The following is an 18,726-nucleotide window of genomic DNA, read 5'->3' on the forward strand; positions in this document are numbered from 1 at the left end:
TGAGGAAGCGGACCGTCCATGCTGCGATTCCTGCTCATGCGCATAGCGTCGGCAATTCCGGTTCTCGCCATTTTGAGCCTCGTCACCTTTGCCATCATCCAGGCGCCGCCTGGCGACTATGCCGATTACATCCGCTCGCAGCTGATCAACCAGGGCGGCGCTTCCTTCGCCGAGGCCGACGCGCAGGCCCAGGCCTATCGCGTCGAACACGGCCTCGATAAGCCGCTGCCCGTCCAGTATCTCAACTGGATCGGCGGCATCGTCACCCGCGGCGATTTCGGCTACAGCCTCTATTACAACAAGCCGGTGGCCGACGTGGTCGGCGAGCGCCTGCCGCGCACGCTGCTGCTGGCGCTGGTCTGCCATCTGCTCGCCTCGGTGCTGGGCATCACCTTCGGCATCTGGGCGGCGACCCGGCAATACACCTGGATCGATACGACGCTGTCGGCCATCTCCTTCCTCGGCATGACGGTGCCGCGCTTCCTGATGGCGCTGATCATCGTCTATCTCCTGGTCTTCCGGTTCAACGTGTCGGAGATCGGCTCGTTCTTCTCGCCGCAATATGGCGGCGCGCCTTGGTCGTGGGCCAAGTTCGTGGACCTGGTCAAGCATGTCTGGCCGGTGGTGGCGATCGCCACCTTCGGCGGCCTCGCCTACAATATGCGCGTCATGCGCGGCAATCTGCTCGATACGCTCAACGCGCAATATGTCGAGACGGCCAGGGCCAAGGGCCTGACCGGGAGCGCCGTCGTCATGCGCCACGCCGTGCCCAACGCGCTGCATCCGCTCGTCATGTACCAGGGCGTGGTGCTGCCCTACATGCTGACCGGCGAGATCGAGACGGCCATCATCTTCGCGCTGCCGACCGTCGGCCCTGCCATCGTCGGCTCGATGGCGGTCGGCGACGTCTATGTCACCGCCACCTTCATGATGGTGCTGTCGGCGACGCTGATCGTCGGCAACATCATCGCCGACATGCTGCTGGTCCTGCTCGATCCGCGCGTGCGCCAGTTCGGGGAGGGCTAGATGCTGGCGCGCGACCCTTCACCACCACCCTTGCCGGCCGAGCGAGCCACAGTGGCGCCCGCGCGCGGCAATGAGAGCTACATGGCGCTTGTCTGGCGCCGGCTGAAGCGCTCGTGGACCGGCATGGCCGGTCTTTGGCTGGTCGTGCTGCTCCTTGTCATGGCCGTGTTCGCCGAATTCCTGGCGCCGATGGACCCGAAGGCGACCGATGTCGGCTTTGCGCCGCCGCAGCTGCCGTCCTTCCACGACAAGGATGGCAATTTCGTCGCGCGGCCGAGGGTCTATGCGCTGGCCGATTCGGCCGACCTCGATCCGGTCACCTTCCAGCCCATCGTCGGCCCCGACTACGATCATCCGAGGCTGCTCGGCTTCTTCGTCGAGGGCGCGCCCTACAGGCTCTTCGGGCTGATCCCGGCGAACCGGCACTTCTTCGCCTCGACCGACGGCCAGCCCGTGCACTTCCTCGGCACCGACAAATTCGGCCGCGACGTGCTGTCGCGCGCCATCCACGGCTCGCGTGTCTCGCTGATGATCGCGCTGACCGTCGTCTTCATCATCACCGTCATCGGCACCACCGTCGGCATGGTCTCAGGCTATTCCGGCGGCAGGTTCGATGTCTGGATGCAGCGCTTCGTGGAACTGGTGCTCGCCTTTCCGCAACTGCCGCTCTATCTGGCGCTGACGACACTGATCCCGGTCACCGCGCCGACCAATGTGTTCCTCGCCTTCGTCATCATCGTCATGTCGGCGCTCGGCTGGGCGCAGATGTCGCGCGAGGTGCGCGGCAAGACACTGGCGCTGGCGCGCATCGAATATGTGCGCGCCGCCATGGCGGTCGGCGCCACCGACCGGCGCATCATCCTGCAGCACATTCTCCCCAATGTGATGAGCCATGTGATCGTCGCCGTGACGCTGGCGATCCCGACGGTGGTGCTGCTCGAATCCTTCCTCGGGTTCCTCGGCTTCGCCGTCAAGCCGCCGTTGATTTCCTGGGGCCTGATGCTGCAGGACACGGCGACCTATTCGGTCATCGGCACTTATCCCTGGATCCTGTCGCCGGTCTGTTTCGTGCTCGTCACGGTCTTTGCCTTCAACGCGCTGGGCGACGGCCTGCGCGACGCCGTCGATCCGTATTGAGGGGACCGCGATGACCGTCTTACTCGCCGAGCCCTTCGCACCAGCCTTCCGCCTTGACCATGATGGGCGCAAGGGAGAGCCTGTCATCGACGCCCGCAACATCGAGGTCGCCTTCAAGGTCGAACACGGCACCGTCGAGGCGGTCAAGGACATCTCGTTCCAGCTCTACCGCGGCGAGACGATCGCAATCGTCGGCGAATCCGGTTCCGGCAAGTCGGTGACGGCGCGTACCGTCATGGGCCTGCTGTCGCGCCGCGCCACCGTGTCGCCGAAATCGAACATCTGTTACGACGGACAGGACATCCTGAAATTCCCCGAGAGCGCCCGGCGCAAGCTGCGCGGCAACCGCATCTCGATGATCTTCCAGGAGCCGATGAGCTCGCTCAACCCGATCTATACGGTGGGCAGCCAGATCGTCGAGGCGATCAGGGTGCATCGCAAGGTGAGCCGCAAGCAAGCCTGGGCGCGGGCGCTCGAGCTGCTGCGGCACGTGCAAATTCCCGAACCCGAGGCGCGGCTCAAGCAATATCCGCATCAGCTCTCGGGCGGGCAGCGGCAACGCGTGATGATCGCCATGGCGCTCGCCAACAATCCCGACGTGCTGATCGCCGACGAGCCGACCACCGCGCTCGACGTCACGGTGCAGGCGCAGATCCTCAACCTGATCCGCAATCTGCAGAAGGAACTGCGGATGGCGGTGATCCTGATCACCCACGATCTCACCGTGGTGCGCAAGTTTTCCGACTATGTCTATGTGATGCAGCATGGTGAAATGTGCGAGCACAACGTCACCGAACGGCTGTTCGCCGATCCGCGGCATCCCTACACCCAGCGGCTGCTCGCGTCCGAGCCGCGCGGCCGACCGCAACCGCTGCCCGAGAGCTCAGGCACCATCCTCGAAGCGAACGGCGTGCGCGTCTGCTTCATGCTGCGCCATGGCACGTTCCTGAAGCCGGACTGGCGTGAACTGGTTGCGGTCGATGATCTCGATCTCAAGCTTTGCCGCCACGAGACGCTGGGGCTGGTCGGCGAATCCGGTTCCGGCAAGACCACCTTCGGCCAGGCGTTGCTGCGGTTGACCGACGCCAAACGCGGCGAGATCCGCTTCGATGGCCAGCCGATCCATGGCCTGTCGCGGGCACGGATGCGGCCGCTGCGCTCGCGCATGCAGATCGTCTTCCAGGACCCGTTCTCCTCCCTCAACCCGCGCATGACGATCGGCCAGATCATCGAGGAAGGGCTGATCGTCAACAGTATCGGCGCGACGCGGCGCGAGCGGGTCGAGCGGGTGCGCGAGGCGCTGGTCAGCGCCGGCATGCCGGGCGATATCCTGTCGCGCTTCCCGCATGAATTCTCCGGTGGCCAGCGCCAGCGCATCGCGATTGCGCGAGCCATCGCGCTCGAACCCGAATTCATCCTGCTCGACGAGCCGACCTCGGCGCTGGACCTCTCCGTCCAGGCGCAGATCATCGATCTCTTGCGCAAGCTGCAGGACGAGCGCGGCCTGAGCTATCTCTTCATTTCGCATGACTTGAAGGTGGTGCGCGCGCTGTGCCACCGCGTCATCGTCATGCAGCACGGCAAGATCGTCGAGCAGGGACCCGTCGACGAGGTCCTCACCCATCCCAAGACCGCCTACACCGAACGGCTCGTCAGGGCCGCGTTCGACGTGGCCTGAACATTAGCCGGAGGTTAACGTGGCAAGACATCCAAGGATCACTTTCATCGGCGCCGGCTCGACCGTGTTCATGAAGAACATTGTCGGCGACGTGCTGCAGCGTCCGGCGCTTTCGGGCGCCACGATCGCGCTGATGGACATCAATCCGCAGCGGCTGGAAGAAAGTGCCGTCGTCGTCAACAAGCTGATCGCCACACTCGGCGTCAAGGCGAAGGCCGAGACCCATACCGACCAGCGCAAGGCACTCGCCGGCGCCGATTTCGTCGTCGTCGCCTTCCAGATCGGCGGTTACGAGCCCTGCACCGTGACGGATTTCGATGTGCCCAAGAAATACGGCCTGCGCCAGACCATCGCCGACACGCTCGGCGTCGGCGGCATCATGCGGGGCCTGAGGACCGTGCCGCATCTTTGGAAGATCTGCGAGGACATGCTCGCCGTCTGCCCGCGGGCGATCATGCTGCAATACGTCAACCCGATGGCGATCAACACCTGGGCCATATCGGAGAAATATCCCGAGATCAGGCAGGTCGGACTGTGCCATTCGGTGCAAGGCACGGCGATGGAGCTCGCGCACGACCTCGACCTTCCCTACGACCAGATCCGCTACCGCTCGGCCGGCATCAACCACATGGCCTTCTACCTGAAATTCGAGCATCGCCAGCCGGACGGATCCTACCGCGACCTCTATCCGGACCTCGTGCGCGCCTATCGCGAGGGCCGGGCACCCAAGGCCGGCTGGAATCCGCGCTGCCCCAACAAGGTGCGCTACGAGATGCTGACGCGGCTGGGCTATTTCGTCACCGAAAGCTCGGAGCATTTCGCCGAATATACGCCCTATTTCATCAAGGACGGCCGCCCCGATCTGATCGAGAAATACGGCATTCCGCTCGATGAATATCCCAAGCGCTGCATCGAGCAGATCGAGCGCTGGAAGGACCAGGCGCAGGCTTACCGCTCGGCCCAGCGTATCGAGGTCGAGGAGTCCAAGGAATATGCTTCCTCGATCATGAATTCGGTGTGGACCGGCGAGCCGTCGGTGATCTACGGCAATGTCCGCAACAATGGTTGCATCACCTCGCTGCCGCGCGATTGCGCCGCCGAAGTGCCATGCCTGGTCGACGCGTCCGGCATCCAGCCGACCTATATAGGCGACCTGCCGCCGCAACTGACGGCGCTGATCCGCACCAACATCAACGTCCAGGAACTGACGGTGCGGGCGCTGATGAGCGAAAACCGCGAACACATCTATCACGCCGCGATGATGGACCCGCACACGGCGGCCGAGCTTGATCTCGATCAGATCTGGTCACTGGTCGACGATCTCCTGGCCGCTCACGGCGACTGGCTGCCGGCCTGGGCGCGTGTGAAACGCAAGAACGAAGCCGCCTGACTGGCGGCGCTCGTCTCATTTAGGCTCGTCGACGTCCGGTTCTTCCTCATCGTCACGGGCCGAGATGACATAGGCGCCCTTCAGCCAGCGGTTGAGGTCGATGTCCTTGCACCGCGTCGAGCAGAACGGATAGGTCTCGCGCGCCGACGGCTTGCCGCATTCCGGGCACGGGCGCTTGGGCCGCAGGGGCGTGACCTTGTCGTCGAGGCTCATGGTCGCGCGGACGACCAGTTTTGATGGGTCTTGAAACCTTCGCCCGACAGCAGCGCCACCGTTTCATAGAGCGGCAGGCCGACAATGTTGGTGTAGGAGCCGACGAGCTTGACGACGAAGGCGCCGGCCAGGCCCTGGACGGCATAGCCGCCGGCCTTTCCGCGCCACTCGCCCGACGCGACATAGGCGTCGATCTCCTCGCGCGGCAGCCGCTTGAAACGCACCCGCGTCTCGACCAGCCGCTGGCGCAACTTGCCGCCCGGCGTGACCAGGCAGATGCCGGAATAGACCCGGTGCGAACGTCCGGACAACAACCCGAGGCAGTTGGCGGCGTCGTCCAGCGTCTCGGCCTTGGGCAGGATGCGCCGCCCGACGGCGACCACCGTGTCGGCCGCCAGCACGAAGCTCGGCGCATAGTCCGTCTCGGTCTTGAGCGACGCGAACGCCTTTTCGGCCTTTTCCTTCGACAGCCGCTTGGCCAGCGAGCGCGGATGCTCGGCACGCAGCGGCGTTTCGTCGATATCGGCTGGCAGGATGCGGTCCGGCTCGATACCGGCCTGCTGCAAGAGTTCGATGCGGCGGGGCGAACCCGAGGCAAGCACCAGCTTCTGCAAAATGCTCATCGCGTTCGGCCGGGCCTTGATCTTACTTGAAGCGGTAGGTGATGCGGCCCTTGGTCAGGTCGTATGGCGTCATCTCGACCAGAACCTTGTCGCCGGTCAGCACGCGGATGCGGTTCTTGCGCATGCGGCCGGCCGTATGGGCGATGATCTCGTGTTCGTTTTCGAGCTTGACCCTGAACATCGCGTTGGGCAACAATTCCGTGACGATACCCGGAAACTCGAGGACTTCTTCCTTCGGCATTCGATACCTTTGCTTGGATGGCAGTTCCGGCGTCTAGAGCATGATGCCGAAAAGTGTGAAGCGGTTTTCGGACGACATCATGCTCAACTTCCGACTCTGGCCGGAATTTCGGCGGAACCTATATGATAATCGTGCGCTTGTGAACACGCTTAATCCGTCGCATTTTTTGCTTCGGGAGGCAAAAAACGTCGGCTTATGCGCAACTTCAGCCGCTCGCGCACGTCGCGATAGCTGGCCATGATGTGTTCGCGCGTGCCGCCGGCATCGGTCGGGTCCGGCGTAGGCCAGTATTCCACCTCGACGGCGAGCGAGCGGGTGAGTTCGAGCGCGGCATGGTGCGCTTCCGGCGCCAGCGTCACGATCAGGTCGAAATAATCATCCTCGAGATCGTCCAATGTCCTGGGATGGCGCTCGCCCAGCGTGAGACCCTCCTCGGCAAGCACGGCATCGACGAACGGGTCGCGCTCGCCGGCGCGGACGCCGGCCGAGGCGACGAAAATCGAGGCGGGCAGCATCCGGCGCGCCAACTGCTCGGCCATCGGCGAGCGCACGGCATTCATGCCGCACAGGAACAGAATCGAACGGGGCAGGGCGCCGGGGGCCAGGATCAGCCCCGCCAGTGCAGCACGCAGACCAGCGTGAACAGCCGCCGCGCCGTGTCGAAGTCGATGTCGATCTTGCCGGAGAGCCGGTCCATCAGCGTCTGCGAGCCCTCATTGTGCAGGCCGCGGCGGCCCATGTCGATCGCCTCGATATGGCTCGGCGTCGAGGAGCGGATGGCGTCGTAATAGCTCTCGCAGATCATGTAGTAATCCTTGACGATGCGCCTGAGCGGCGTCAGCGACAGGATGTGGGTGACGACCGCGGCGCCGTCCTCGCGCGCCACGGCAAAGACCAGACGGGACTCGGCCAGCGACAGCTTCAACCGGTAGGGGCCCGTGCCGCTGTCGTTGACGGGCTGAAACCTGTTTTCCTCGATCAGGTCGAAGATCGCCACCGCCCGCTCATGCTCGACATCGGGCGTCGAACGGCCGATCGATTCATCGAGTTCGACATCGATCAGTTTTGCGCGGGTTTGATCGGAGCCCGTCATCTCGGCCTACATGTTCAGCCGGATGGTGACGGAGCGGCCATGCGCCTCAAGTCCTTCCGCCTGGGCAAGGGCGACGGCCGGTGGCGCCAGAGCGCGCAACTGCTCCGGTCCGAGCTTCAGGATAGAGGTGCGCTTGACGAAATCGAGGACCGAAAGGCCCGACGAGAAACGCGCCGAGCGTGCCGTCGGAAGCACGTGGTTGGAGCCGCCAACATAGTCGCCGATGGCTTCCGGCGTATGGCGGCCGAGAAAGACGGCGCCGGCATTGCGCATCCTGGCGAGGAAGCCCTCGGCATCGTCAATGGCCAGTTCGACATGCTCGGCCGCAATGCGGTCGACCAGCGGCAGCGACGCCTCGATGGTCGAAACAAGGATGACGGCGCCGAAGTCGCGCCAGCTCTGCGCCGCCGTCTCGCCGCGCGGCAAGGTCTGCAACTGACGTTCGACCGCCTGTTCGACCGCCTTGCTGAAGGCCGGATCGTCGGTGATCAGGATCGACTGCGCCGACACGTCATGTTCGGCTTGGGCGAGCAGGTCGGCGGCGATCCAGTCCGGATCGTTGTCGCCGTCCGCCACCACGAGCACTTCGGAAGGGCCGGCGATCATGTCGATGCCGACCGTGCCGAACACCTGCCGCTTGGCCGCGGCGACATAGGCATTGCCCGGACCGACGATCTTGGCGACGGGCCTGATCGTCTCGGTTCCGTGGGCAAGCGCCGCGATCGCTTGCGCGCCGCCGACGCGGTAGATTTCCGACACGCCGGCAATATCGGCGGCCACCAGCACCAGCGGGTTGATGACGCCACCAGGAGCCGGCACCACCATGACGATACGCTCGACGCCCGCCACTCTCGCCGGGATGGCGTTCATCAGCACGGAACTCGGATAGCTCGCCGTGCCGCCTGGCACATAGAGCCCGACCGCTTCGATCGCGGTCCAGCGCCAGCCGAGTTCAACGCCGGCCGCATCCGTGAAACGGTCGTCCTTGGGTCGCTGCCGCTCGTGATAGGCGCGGATGCGATCGCGCGCGAATTCGAGTGCTTCGATGGTGCTGGGATCGGCGGTCTTGTAGGCCTGGGCGACATCGTCCTCCGAGACGGCGATGCCGAGGCTGCCTAGGTCGGCACGGTCGAATGTCATCGTGTAGTCGATCAGTGCCGCGTCGCCCTCGGCGCGCACGCGCGCGATGATCCGCCGGACCGCGGTATCGACGTCCTCCGACACCTCCCGCTTGGTCGTCAGAAAGGCAGCAAAACGCTGCTCGAAATCGGCGTCGGACTGGGCAAGCGTGACGGCCATCGTATGCTCAAGCCTTATGCACGGGGCGCGACGTGGCTTCCCACGCACCGCCGATATCGGCAAGGCGGGCCTCGATGCATTCGACATCGAGCATGATGGTGCCGCCGCCTGAAAAAATCAGTTCGACGATGCCGGCCGGCTTGCTGATCTCGATGAAGCTGATCGCCAGCAGCGAGAGGATTTCGGCCGGCTTGTCGCGGGCGATGCCATTTGTCTTGGCGCCCAGCACGCGGTCGAAATGCAGCACGGCCTGCCGTCGCTCATTGTGTTGGCGAAACAGGCCGGATCTGGCTTCCCACACGAAACGGTTCATGGTCAGCACGAAACGCTTGGCCTTGGGCAGGAATTCGAGGTCACTGACTTTGAGCACAGCGTCCTGGACGTGAGCCGAAACAATGCTCAGATCCTGGTCGTCGAGCGCGATAAGCTTGAGGGCCATGCGGATTTCACACCTAAAGGTTGGCAATTCAGCCTTTCTGTTAGGCGGTCTTTCCGATCGGTGCAACCGCGACAGGGACCCCGCTGGAGGCAATTGCCTCAGGTTTTGCGCTGCCCCTCATCGCCCTGTTGGTCACTTCTCCCTCTATGGCGACGGGGAGAAGGACGCCTTCGCCGATGATTTTCGCCAAGCGACTGGAGATCGCTAGGCTGAAATGCGCTCGATCACCGCACCGCAATTGGAGAGCTTTTCCTCCAGCCGCTCGAAGCCGCGGTCGAGATGGTAGACACGGTTGACCGTGGTTTCGCCCTCGGCCGCGAGACCGGCGATGACCAGCGAGACGGAGGCGCGCAGATCGGTCGCCATGACCGGCGCGCCCTTCAGTTTGGCCACGCCGTCGATGATCGCGGTCTGGCCCGAAAGCGTGATGTGGGCGCCGAGCCGTGCCAGTTCCTGGACGTGCATGAAGCGGTTTTCGAAGATCGTCTCGGTGATGCGGGATTTGCCCTTGGCCATGGTCATCAGGCCCATGAACTGTGCCTGCAGGTCGGTCGGGAAGGCCGGGAAGGGCGCCGTCGTCACGTCGACTGGCGAAATCCCGGCGCCGTTGCGCTTCACGCGGATGCCGGAATTGGTCTGCGTGATCTCCGCGCCCGTCTGCGAAATCACGTCGAGCGCCGTCTGCAGCAGCTCCGGCCGTGCGCCTTCGAGCACGACGTCGCCGCCGGTCATCGCCACGGCCATGGCATAGGTGCCGGTCTCGATGCGGTCGGGGATGACACGCACGCGCGCCCCCGACAGAGCTTCGACGCCGTCGATGGTAATGGTCGGCGTGCCGGCGCCGGAAATCCGGGCGCCCATGGCGTTGAGGCATTCGGCGAGGTTGACGATTTCGGGCTCGCAGGCGGCGTTTTCCAGCACCGTCTCGCCCTTGGCCAGCGAGGCCGCCATCATCAGCACATGGGTGGCGCCGACCGAGACCTTGGGGAACACGTAGCGGTTGCCGATAAGCCGGCCGTTCTTCGTCTTGGCGATGACATAGCCGGTGTCGACGTCGAGATCTGCGCCCAGCGCCTGCAGGCCTTCGAGGAACAGGTCGACCGGCCGCGTGCCGATGGCGCAGCCGCCGGGCAGCGACACCTTGGCCTCGCCCATGCGGGCCAGCAGCGGCCCGATCACCCAGAACGAGGCACGCATCTTGGACACCAGTTCGTAAGGGGCTGTCGTGTCGACGATGTTGCGAGCGGAGAAATTGATGGTGCGCGAATAGCCCTCATTCTGCTTTTCGCGGCGGCCGTTGACCGAATAGTCGACGCCGTGATTGCCGAGGATGCGGATCAGCTGCTCGACATCCGCCAGATGCGGCACGTTTTCGAGTGTCAGCGTGTCGTCGGTCAGAAGCGAGGCGATCATCAGCGGCAAGGCGGCATTTTTCGCGCCCGAGATCGGAATGCTTCCGGCAAGCTTGTTGCCGCCGACGATTCTGATGCGATCCATTGGAGAATGTCCCTCTCGGCCAGAAAAAGGCCGGTTCAATCGTTTGAGTATCGGCCCGTCTAGACCATCGGGCAGTTTGGTTCAAGAAATTGGCTGGTTCAAGAAATAGGATTTCCGAGCATCCAGGCCAAGAGTGGCCGATTTGAGTTAATCTTTCTGTATTTCCTTTGCCGCGCCGAGCCCGTCGGGCCGCTTGTCGGCGTCGCCACTACGGCGCGAGCGCGACTGCGCCTTGCGCTTCTGCAGATTGGCGCGCAATTGCTCCGCGAGCCGGTTCTTGCGGATCGTTTCGCTGTTTTTCGGTGAATTCGTCTTGTCGCTCATCGTCTCCGCCCCGGCTGGCGACCAGCCACCCCGCCATTCAGGGATAGCCAACATTGTGGCGCCGCCATGTCAACAAAAGCTATCCGGCAAAGGCTTTCACACAAGCGCTGTTCTTGGCCTTGCGCTTGCCGGTTCGATATGGCAGAAGCCCCGCCATTGGCGGCTGCGGTAGCTCAGTGGTAGAGCACTCCCTTGGTAAGGGAGAGGTCGAGAGTTCAATCCTCTCTCGCAGCACCAGATCTCCCTGGCTTTGACGAATCGGCCCATTCTGGTTCCCTCGACATGCGTCGGATGTGCCCTGTTCGGCGGATCGGAGCAGGTCCGCAATTTGGCATCTCGCCATGCGCCTGAATGCGGTCGCCGTCTCGTGGCAATGGCCGCCTGATCGTTTTCGCGCGCCGACGGCTTGTCTGGCGCCCGGGTCGATGGCTAAATGATCGATCACAGGGGAAGGTAATATGGCACTTCACCTTTCGGCGGATGCCCCAGCGTCAGTCGCGGCCACGCCGCAAAAATATCTCTTTGGACCGTTCATCGACTTTTTCATGCTTGGCGGAAGCGCGCTTCTGATCCTGCCGGTCCTGTACTTTGTGCCTCTCAGGTACGAAGCTACCCTGACGCTGGCCATGTTCTTGCTGTCCCACCTCATAAACCAGCCGCACTTTGGTCATTCATACCAGATCTTCTACCGCGATTTCGCGCGCAAGATTCGCGGCGACGGCTACGGCCGGAATCTCCAGATCCGTTATGTCATTGCCGGCATCGTCGTCCCGTTGGCCATGATTGCCTTCTTTGCCTATGGCTCGCTGACGGGGAACGCCCGGCTGCTCGGCTACGCGACCAACGCGATGGGCTTTTTCGTGGGCTGGCACTACGTCAAGCAAGGCTACGGCATGCTGATGGTGGACGCCGTGCTGAAGCGCAAATTCTTCAGCGATCAGGACAAGAAGGTGTTGCTGTTCAACGGCTACGCCGTGTGGCTGTTCGCATGGCTCCAGACAAACGTGGTGATTGCCGAAAGGCAATTCTGGGGTCTGGATTATTACACGTTCGCGGTCCCGCCGTGGCTCACCACCATCGCCATGTCGATCGCGGCTGCTTCCTCGGCGGCTACCGCCGTGATGTTCATCAATCGCTGGCGCAAGCATGGTGGGGCGCTGCCCTACAATGGCGTCGTCGCCTATGTCGTGTCGCTCTATGCCTGGATCCTGTTCGTGACGTTGAACCCTCTCTGGCTGCTGGTGGTGCCGGCGCTCCATTCATTGCAGTACCTGGCCGTGGTCTGGCGCTACCAGACCAATGTCGAGCGCGACCGTCCGGACGCCGTCGAGGGGCCGGCATGGAAGATCCTGTCCATTCTTGGACCGCTGTACAGGCTGCGCGTGCTGGCGTTCATCGTCGTGGGCGGCATTCTTGGCGCGCTCGGCTTCTGGCTGGTGCCGATGGCGCTGATCGACCTGGTGCCTTACGACAAGGCGGTGCTCGGCTCGTCGCTTTTCCTCTTCATCGCCTGGATATTCATCAACGTTCATCACTATTTCCTGGACAATGTGATGTGGCGGCGCGGCAACCCGGAAGTCTCGAAATATCTGTTCCGCTGAGGCGATTGATTGAATTCACCGTGGGACGGCCCGTGCCGGGCTCCGACACGATTCGTTAACCAAGATGCTGTTCATCGACATGACGGGTTTTGGATGGATTCCCGTCTGCCTCGGGTCGAATCCATGCCTTCTCGGGTCGAGACCGCCAAGAAAGAAGGCTCCGCATCAGGGCGAAGACGTCAAATCGCCTGAAACAAAAACAATGTGCAAGGCATGAACGTGATTGAAAGCCAACAAAACGCGCCCGGCGCTTCCCATCGTTGGGCACGCTTGCCAGCCTTCCTGGTCGCATTCCTTTGCATGTGCGTCACCGAGGCGTTCGCCGAAACGCGGGCCCTGCGAATTCAGCATCTGCATACGGGCGAGAAGGCCGAGATCGTTTTCAAGCGCGATGGACGTTACGATCAGGCGGGCTTGAAGAAGATCAATTTCATGCTGCGCGACTGGCGTCGCAACGAGCCGACCAGGATGGATCCGCGCCTGCTCGACCTGGTCTGGCAGGCCTACCGCGCCAGCGGCTCGAACAGCTATATCCATGTGGTCAGCGCCTATCGTTCGCCGGCGACCAACGCCATGCTGCGCGGCCGCTCCAAAGGGGTGGCCCGGGAAAGCCAGCACATGGTCGGCCGCGCCATGGACTTCTTCCTGCCGGACGTGCCGCTGAAGAAATTGCGCGACATCGGCCTCAAGATGCAGGGCGGCGGCGTCGGCTATTATCCGACCTCCGGTTCGCCTTTCATCCACATGGACGTCGGCAATGTGCGGCATTGGCCGGGCATCAGCCGCCAGGAACTCGCCAGGGTCTTCCCGAACGGCAACACGCTGCATGTGCCGAGCGACGGCAAGCCGCTGCCTGGCTACGAGCAGGCGTTTGCCGCCTACAAATCGCGCAAGGCCGCCGGCACGCCCAACATCGAGCTGGCAAGCGCGGATGGCGGCCAGCGCAGGCAGGCGCGTGGCCTGCTGGCGACGCTGTTGGGCGGGCGCGGCGCGGATGAAGCCGATGACGCCGCTGAAGCGGCGCCCGCGCCACGCAAGCCGGCCAAGCCGGTTGAACCCAAATCCGTCGAACCAAAATCAGTTGAACACAGGACGACCGGACAGGGCATCGCCATTGTGGCGCCGGAGGTTGCCCAGCGGGCGGATATCCAGATGGCTTCCGACCGCCCGGCTGAAGAAACGCCCGCGAAGACGCCCGAAGCGATCGTCATGGCGCTGGCGCCTCGTGCGGTGCCGTTGCCCGCCTTCGCACCGCGTGCCGGGCTCGCGCCCAGCACTCCGACCCCGCAGCCCGAACCGCTCCAGGCGGCGAGCGCTGTCAACACGCGGGTCGAACAGGCGGCGCCCGGCGCCGAGAGTCTATCGGCCAAGGCGGGTGCTCCCGCGATCGCCGCGCCGGACATGGTGGCGCTCAACATTCCCTTGCCGACATGGCGGCCGGAGGGCCAGACAGGCTTGGCGCGTCAGGCGGAGGCCGCCAAATCCACCGATGCAATCGGTGCCTTGCTGGCCATGCATCATCCCGATGGCGGCCTCGATCGGCCGGCCGCTCAGCGCATTGCAGTCCCTGCATCGAAGTCAGAAGATCGTGTCAGGACCAGCCCCAAGGCCGACCGTGTCCAGCCACGTAACGATCCCAAGGCCACCGCCGTCATAGCGCCCCCGGCGTCGACCGGCCGGCCGGTTGCGGCTGCTCGTGGCATTGCCGGCGGAGCCGGATCGGCGGCGGCGCCCATCATTGCCGCCAATTTCATCCGCACCACGCCGGAGCAGGTTTATCTCGAGGGGTTCCGGCCCCGGGGGCAGACCTCCGATCACCGCCGCTTTACCGGCTCCGCGGTCAAGTTCCTGCCCATCGCCAGCTTCAAATAGGTCGCCTGTCCTGTTCTGTAAGATATTTTCCAAATTTGACAATCGGACATGAAATTGTAAGATAATCGTCTTCCCGTCAGCGAGAGGCGATGACCATGTCGATCCGCGAAGAACTGGCCAACACCACCTTGGCGTTCACATCGGCGGAAGAAAAAATCGTGCAGGTCCTGCTCGCCGACTATCCGATGTCCGGGCTGGGAACGGCGACCCGGCTGGCGCGGCGCGCGGGCGTCAGTGACCCGAGCGTGACACGGCTGATGACCAAGCTCGGCTATGTCGGTTTCGCGGATTTCCAGGCGCGGTTGCTCACGGAGGTGGAATCCCGGCTGCACTCGCCGCTTTTGATGATGGAGGCCAAGCGTCCCGGCGGCTCCAGCGAAGGCACCGCGCTCGCTTACTTCCATTCGGTTTCCGACAGTCTGGAGCGCACGCGCACGGCGGTGCCGCTGCAGGCCTATACGCGAGCCGTCAACCTGTTGCTCGAGACAAAGGGCCAGGTCGTGCTGCTGGGCGGTCGTTTCAGCCGGCATATCGCCTCCATGCTTGCTGGCTACCTCCTGCAGTTCCGCTCCGGCGTGCGCGACATCGGTTCGCTCAGCCCCGCCGATTTCGACCTGTTGATCGACCTTGGCAAGCGCGACCTTCTCGTCGTCTTCGACTACCGGCGCTACCAGTCGGATGTGGTGAGCTTTGCGCAGCAGGCGCATGAACGCGGCGTTTCCGTCCTGCTATTCACCGATGTGTGGCTTTCGCCGATCGCTGACATCGCCGACCTGACCATGGTCGCGGCGATCGACGCCAACTCGCCCTTCGACACGCTGGCGACCGCCGTGGCCCAGATGGAGACCGTTTTCGCCCATGCGCTGGAAGGCCATGGCGGCGCGGTGCGCAAGCGCATCGAGGATATCGAGAAGATACGCAGCGCCAATGCCGTTACCCTCGATGCCGCTCTGTCGCCGTCCGATACCGGAACCGCCAAACCAAGAACCCCGAGGAAATAGCGTCGAAACGCCCAAGGCGGCGATGCGAGAAAGGAATAGCAATGGCTGACACCCAGACGATCATCGATGCCGTGCAGGCTGAAATCGAGGCCGACCGCGACTGGCTGATCGGCCTGGTCCGCGACATGGTCCGCATCCCGTCGGTCAATCCCAAATTCGAAGCCAATCCGGCGATCAACCGCGAGGCGGACGTCCAGGCGCTGCTCGAACCGATCCTCAAGCAGGATGGCTTCCGCACCGAGCAGTGGGACGCCTTGCCTGGCCGGCCCAATCTGGTCGGCGAATGGGCCGGAAACGAGGAGCGCAGCCTGATCCTGTGCGGCCATATCGACGTGGTGCCGGTCGGCGAGATGAAGGATTGGTCGGTCGACCCCTTCGGTGGCGAGGTCACCGATGGCCGTCTCTATGGCCGTGGCGCGGTCGACATGAAGGGCGGCGTCGCGGCTTGTGTCGCCGCAGCGCACGCGATCCGCAAGGCGGGCATCACGCTGCAGGGGCGGCTGGCGATCCACTCCGTCGTCGACGAGGAGGCCGGCGGCTTCGGCGCCATGGACGCAGTCAGGAAAGGCAAGCTCGCCAAGGCGGTGCTGGTCGCCGAGCCGACCTGGGGCGATGTCCTGCCGGTCGAGGGCGGGCTCGAATGGGCGCGGGTGACGATCCGTGGTCGCAATGCGCATTCGGCGCTGCGTTACAATGAAATCTATCCGCAGAGACACGACAAGGACCGGCTGAAGCCGGGCGTCAACGCGATCGAGATCGCAGCCCGCTTCATCGCCGCCGTTCGCCAATACGAGCTGGACCGGACGCGGGCGAAATCCCACCCGCTGCTGCCAGTCGGCATGAACACGATCAACATCGGTGTCATGCATGGCGGAACGGGCCTCGGCGAGCACGGCCTGCCGACGGTGATGACCAATCCGGCCATCATTCCCGATGTCGCGGTGCTCGACCTCGACATGAAATTCCTGCCCGATGAAACCTCGGCCGAATACCGCCGCGACTTCGAGACGTTTGTCCATCATTTCGCTCAGGCCGACGCCTGGCTGCGCGACAATCCGCCTGTCATCCAGTGGGAGCTCGGCGGGCTGCATTTCCCGCCCATGAACACCCCGGTCGATCATCCTCTGGTGACGTCGCTGATGCAGCGAAAGGCCGCCATCGGCAAGGCGCCGAAGACAAGCGGCTTCGTCGCCGTCTGCGATGCCGCGCATTATGCCGGCGCCGGCGTCGACGGCGTCATCTTCGGCCCATCGGGCGACGGTTTCCATGGCGCCAACGAATATGTCGAGGTGGAATCGGTGATAGAGACCGCCAAGGTGATCGCCGCTTCAGTGATCGACTGGTGCGGCGTGCGCTGAGCGACGTAATTTTTCCGGCGGTCAGGCCGGGCGTTTGATCCGCCCGGCGACAACATTCCATGCCGACTTGATCATGCCGGCCAGTCCGCTCGGATAGGCCAGCATCACGCCGATGATCAGCACCGCCGTGATGATCGGACGCCATGCGCCGAAATCGGCCATCCACTCGGCGAAGATCGTCAGCACGAACGAGGCGATGATGGCGCCGTAGATCGTGCTGGTGCCGCCCAGCAGCACCATCGACAGGATGATGGTCGCCAGACTCATGCCGAACACGTCGATCGAGGCATTGCGCTGGTAGGCGGCGTAGAAGGCGCCGGCGATGCCGGTGAAGAAGGCGCTTGCCGAGAGCGTCAGCATGCGCTGGCGCACGATCGAGACGCCGCGGCTGATGGCGTATTCCTCATTGTCGCGCAGCGCCACGATGCTGGCGCCGGTGCGCGAACGCACGAACACGCGCAGGAACAGCGTGCTCGCCACCAGCAGCGCCAGCGCGATGTAGAAATAGGCGAATTTGGCGTCGCGGACCATGTTGTGGTCGAACCAGTAGAGGCCGGGAATGCGCACCAGCCCTTGCGTGCCGCCGGTAATGTCGGATTGGCTGAGGATCACCTGCATGATGAGCTGCGCGAAGCCGAAGGTGACCAGGATGATGTAGATGCCCTTCAGCCGCAGGATCGGGATGGTCACCACGATCGCTGCAAGCGTGGCGATGACGCCGCTGGCAAGAAGCGCGATCCAGGGGTCGAGCCCGGCCAGTATGGTGAGCAGGCTGTAGGCGTAGACGCCGATGCCGAACAGCGCCAGATGGCCGAAATTGAAGACGCCGCCATAGCCGAGGCTGAGGTCCCAGTTCGAGGCGACGATGGCGTAGATGAAGGCCATGATCAGGATGTGGCGGGCATAGGTGTCGCCAAAGAAAAGCGGCAGCAGCGCCAGCAGGGCGAAGCCGAGGACGAAACCGACGGCCTCGTGCTTCCACGGCGTGCGGCCGGGCGCGATCGGGGTTGTCGTCGCGGTGCGGATCGGGGAAATCGTCGAAATCGTGTCGGTCATGCGAGGCCTCGCGAGCGGCTGGCGAAAATGCCCTCGGGGCGCACCATCAGGGTCAGGATCAGCACGCCGAATAGCAGCGCCGGCGTCCAGTAGAGACCGAAATAATAGCTGCAGGCGGCCTCGAAGAAGCCGATCAGATAGGCGGCGAAGATCGGGCCCGATATGCTCGATATGCCGCCGAAGACGACCACGATCAGCGCCTTGAGCAGCGGGTCCGAGCCCATGACCGGCGACATGAAGCGATAGCCGCCCATGAAGATGCCGGCGAGCCCCGCCAGCGAGGCGGCGATGGCGAAGGCCAGGCCATAGAGCGCGGTGACGTTGAGACCAACCAGATGGCTCGCATCCTCGTTCTGCGCCACGGCGCGCAATGCCAGTCCGAGCCGCGTGCGGTTGAGGAACATCCACAGCGCAGCCAGGATCAGCGGCGTGATGACGATGATGGCGATCTGGTGCAACGAAACGCCGACACCGCCGATGGTGGTGTTGCCGTCGATGAGCGCCGGGATCTGCTTGGAGCGCGGCCCCCAGATGGTGAGCGCGCCGTTCTCGATCAGCGATCCGGCGGCAAGCGTGGTGATGACGACGACCAGCACGATGTTGGGCCGGCCGATCAGCGGCCGCACGACGCTCGCCTGCAGGATCCAGCCGACGCCGGCCATGACGACGACGGCTATGGGAAAGGCTACCGCCGCCGGCAGGCCGAGTTCAACCAGCTGCCAGGCGATGTAGGCCCCCAGCATCATGAACACGCCATGGCTGAAGTTGAACACGCCGATCGTCGTCCAGACCAGGGCCAGCCCGACCGCCATCATGGCGTAGAGCGAGCCCTGGAACAGACCGCCGAACAGGATTTCCGCCAATGCGCTCATCTTAGA

At 63.8% G+C, this 18,726-nt stretch carries 19 protein-coding genes and 1 tRNA gene; 9 read left to right on the top strand and 11 right to left on the bottom strand.

Features of this window, described 5'->3' with window-relative positions:
- Positions 1 to 18: 18 nt before the first annotated feature.
- From LB569_RS02220 to LB569_RS02235, 4 genes are read left to right on the top strand one after another with little or no spacing between them, the layout of a single operon-like run.
- Entirely contained in the window at positions 19 to 1,026 is a 1,008-nt protein-coding gene (locus LB569_RS02220) for an ABC transporter permease (protein WP_140706017.1), read from the top strand.
- Complete coding sequence (locus tag LB569_RS02225) at positions 1,027 to 2,163, top strand: ABC transporter permease (RefSeq protein ID WP_140706015.1); 1,137 nt, start codon at positions 1,027 to 1,029, stop codon at positions 2,161 to 2,163.
- A gap of 10 nt (positions 2,164 to 2,173) precedes the next feature.
- Positions 2,174 to 3,841, top strand: a complete 1,668-nt coding sequence (locus tag LB569_RS02230) for an ABC transporter ATP-binding protein (protein ID WP_140706013.1) — start codon at positions 2,174 to 2,176, stop codon at positions 3,839 to 3,841.
- A 19-nt stretch (positions 3,842 to 3,860) separates the two neighbouring features.
- A complete protein-coding gene (locus LB569_RS02235) occupies positions 3,861 to 5,231 on the top strand; it encodes an alpha-glucosidase/alpha-galactosidase (protein ID WP_140706011.1) in 1,371 nt (456 codons plus the stop codon).
- 15 nt (positions 5,232 to 5,246) lie between these two features.
- Here LB569_RS02235 and yacG read toward each other — a convergent pair whose 3' ends face one another.
- The 9 genes from yacG to LB569_RS02280 all read right to left on the bottom strand — a co-directional run bounded on the left by yacG (position 5,247) and on the right by LB569_RS02280 (position 11,014).
- Complete coding sequence (yacG, locus tag LB569_RS02240) at positions 5,247 to 5,444, bottom strand: DNA gyrase inhibitor YacG (RefSeq protein ID WP_140706009.1); 198 nt, start codon at positions 5,442 to 5,444, stop codon at positions 5,247 to 5,249.
- On the bottom strand, positions 5,441 to 6,067 hold the full coding sequence (locus LB569_RS02245; protein WP_224690881.1) for a Maf-like protein: 627 nt from the start codon (positions 6,065 to 6,067) through the stop codon (positions 5,441 to 5,443). The genes yacG and LB569_RS02245 overlap by 4 nt, the downstream gene beginning before the upstream one ends.
- Before the next feature lie 22 nt (positions 6,068 to 6,089).
- Entirely contained in the window at positions 6,090 to 6,308 is a 219-nt protein-coding gene (infA, locus tag LB569_RS02250; protein ID WP_006329283.1) for a translation initiation factor IF-1, read from the bottom strand.
- A 149-nt stretch (positions 6,309 to 6,457) separates the two neighbouring features.
- Positions 6,458 to 6,928 carry a low molecular weight phosphatase family protein gene (locus LB569_RS02255; RefSeq protein WP_224691117.1) on the bottom strand — a complete coding sequence of 157 codons (471 nt, stop codon included), beginning with the start codon at positions 6,926 to 6,928 and terminating at the stop codon, positions 6,458 to 6,460.
- Complete coding sequence (locus LB569_RS02260) at positions 6,916 to 7,401, bottom strand: UPF0262 family protein (protein ID WP_208697294.1); 486 nt, start codon at positions 7,399 to 7,401, stop codon at positions 6,916 to 6,918. Before LB569_RS02260 ends, LB569_RS02255 begins: the two co-directional genes overlap by 13 nt.
- Before the next feature lie 6 nt (positions 7,402 to 7,407).
- Complete coding sequence (hisD, locus tag LB569_RS02265; RefSeq protein WP_224690882.1) at positions 7,408 to 8,700, bottom strand: histidinol dehydrogenase; 1,293 nt, start codon at positions 8,698 to 8,700, stop codon at positions 7,408 to 7,410.
- Between the two features lie 7 nt (positions 8,701 to 8,707).
- A complete protein-coding gene (locus LB569_RS02270) occupies positions 8,708 to 9,139 on the bottom strand; it encodes a DUF2948 family protein (RefSeq protein WP_140705999.1) in 432 nt (143 codons plus the stop codon).
- Between the two features lie 204 nt (positions 9,140 to 9,343).
- Positions 9,344 to 10,636, bottom strand: coding sequence for a UDP-N-acetylglucosamine 1-carboxyvinyltransferase (gene murA, locus LB569_RS02275; protein ID WP_224690883.1), 1,293 nt, complete (start codon positions 10,634 to 10,636; stop codon positions 9,344 to 9,346).
- A 147-nt stretch (positions 10,637 to 10,783) separates the two neighbouring features.
- The gene (locus tag LB569_RS02280) at positions 10,784 to 11,014 is read right to left on the bottom strand and encodes a hypothetical protein (RefSeq protein WP_181173692.1); all 231 of its coding nucleotides are present in this window, start codon (positions 11,012 to 11,014) and stop codon (positions 10,784 to 10,786) included.
- Positions 11,015 to 11,122: 108 nt separating this feature from the next.
- On the opposite strand from LB569_RS02280, the gene LB569_RS02285 reads away from it, so the two are divergent.
- The 5 genes from LB569_RS02285 (at position 11,123) to LB569_RS02305 (ending at position 16,792) form a co-directional block, all read left to right on the top strand.
- Positions 11,123 to 11,197, top strand: a tRNA-Thr gene (locus LB569_RS02285).
- 221 nt (positions 11,198 to 11,418) lie between these two features.
- On the top strand, positions 11,419 to 12,561 hold the full coding sequence (locus LB569_RS02290; protein WP_224690884.1) for a hypothetical protein: 1,143 nt from the start codon (positions 11,419 to 11,421) through the stop codon (positions 12,559 to 12,561).
- Between the two features lie 213 nt (positions 12,562 to 12,774).
- On the top strand, positions 12,775 to 14,433 hold the full coding sequence (locus LB569_RS02295; RefSeq protein ID WP_224690885.1) for a DUF882 domain-containing protein: 1,659 nt from the start codon (positions 12,775 to 12,777) through the stop codon (positions 14,431 to 14,433).
- A gap of 95 nt (positions 14,434 to 14,528) precedes the next feature.
- Positions 14,529 to 15,434 (top strand): MurR/RpiR family transcriptional regulator, encoded by a 906-nt coding sequence (locus LB569_RS02300; RefSeq protein ID WP_224535951.1) that lies wholly within the window; start codon positions 14,529 to 14,531, stop codon positions 15,432 to 15,434.
- Positions 15,435 to 15,475: 41 nt separating this feature from the next.
- Positions 15,476 to 16,792: a M20 family metallopeptidase gene (locus tag LB569_RS02305; RefSeq protein WP_224690886.1), complete on the top strand. Its 1,317-nt coding sequence runs from the start codon at positions 15,476 to 15,478 to the stop codon at positions 16,790 to 16,792.
- Between the two features lie 21 nt (positions 16,793 to 16,813).
- Here LB569_RS02305 and LB569_RS02310 read toward each other — a convergent pair whose 3' ends face one another.
- Together LB569_RS02310 and LB569_RS02315 are read right to left on the bottom strand one after the other, a co-directional pair.
- A complete protein-coding gene (locus tag LB569_RS02310; protein ID WP_224690887.1) occupies positions 16,814 to 17,848 on the bottom strand; it encodes a branched-chain amino acid ABC transporter permease in 1,035 nt (344 codons plus the stop codon).
- On the bottom strand, positions 17,845 to 18,720 hold the full coding sequence (locus tag LB569_RS02315) for a branched-chain amino acid ABC transporter permease (protein ID WP_140705983.1): 876 nt from the start codon (positions 18,718 to 18,720) through the stop codon (positions 17,845 to 17,847). The genes LB569_RS02310 and LB569_RS02315 overlap by 4 nt, the downstream gene beginning before the upstream one ends.
- Positions 18,721 to 18,726 lie beyond the last annotated feature (6 nt).

Source organism: Mesorhizobium sp. BH1-1-4 (genome assembly GCF_020165665.1).
Lineage (GTDB): Bacteria > Pseudomonadota > Alphaproteobacteria > Rhizobiales > Rhizobiaceae > Mesorhizobium.